Origin of the sequence: Agrococcus pavilionensis RW1 (genome assembly GCF_000400485.1) — a bacterium.
In the GTDB taxonomy this organism is placed as follows: Bacteria; Actinomycetota; Actinomycetes; order Actinomycetales; family Microbacteriaceae; genus Agrococcus; species Agrococcus pavilionensis.
On the sequence record NZ_ASHR01000009.1, the window covers coordinates 1 to 1,049 of the forward strand.

Genomic DNA, 1,049 nt, shown 5'->3' on the forward strand with positions numbered 1-1,049 from the left:
GGCACGCTCACCGAGATCCTGGCCGACGAGGACGACACCGTCGAGGTCGGCGCAGTCATCGCGCGCGTCGGCGACGCGGGCGACGCACCCGCCGAGCAGGCGCCGGAGACCGACGCCGAGACGGCGACCGAGGGCACCGACGCCGAGCCCGAGCAGGAGGCCGACGATGAGTCGGCCGCCGAGGCGCAGGAGTCGCCTTCGAAGCAGGCCGACGAGCAGCAGGAGTCGGCGCCCGCGCCGCAGGCCGACGCGCAGCAGTCGAGCGGCGGCACCGACATCAAGCTCCCGGAGCTCGGCGAGAGCGTCACCGAGGGCACGATCATCCGCTGGCTCAAGGCGGTCGGCGACGAGATCGAGGTCGACGAGCCGATCGTCGAGATCTCGACCGACAAGGTCGACACCGAGGTGCCGTCGCCGATCGCCGGCACGCTCACCGAGATCCTGGCCGACGAGGACGACACCGTCGAGGTCGGCGCAGTCATCGCGCGCGTCGGCGACGCGGGCGACGCACCCGCCGAGCAGGCGCCGGAGACCGACGCCGAGACGGCGACCGAGGGCACCGACGCCGAGCCCGAGCAGGAGGCCGACGATGAGTCGGCCGCCGAGGCGCAGGAGTCGCCTTCGAAGCAGGCCGACGAGCAGCAGGAGTCGGCGCCCGCGCCGCAGGCCGACGCGCAGCAGTCGAGCGGCGGCACCGACATCAAGCTCCCGGAGCTCGGCGAGAGCGTCACCGAGGGCACGATCATCCGCTGGCTCAAGGCGGTCGGCGACGAGATCGAGGTCGACGAGCCGATCGTCGAGATCTCGACCGACAAGGTCGACACCGAGGTGCCGTCGCCGATCGCCGGCACGCTCACCGAGATCCTGGCCGACGAGGACGACACCGTCGAGGTCGGCGCAGTCATCGCGCGCGTCGGCGACGCGGGCGACGCACCCGCCGAGCAGGCGCCGGAGACCGACGCCGAGACGGCGACCGAGGGCACCGACGCCGAGCCCGAGCAGGAGGCCGACGATGAGTCGGCCGCCGAGGCGCAGGAGTCGCCTTCGAA

General features: G+C 73.2%; 1 protein-coding gene. It reads left to right on the forward strand.

What is annotated here, in order from left to right; genetic code table 11:
* Positions 1-276 precede the first annotated feature (276 nt).
* Positions 277-1,049 (forward strand): biotin/lipoyl-containing protein (locus L332_RS0114720; protein WP_407637606.1); only part of this gene is annotated, 773 nt, incomplete at its 3' end.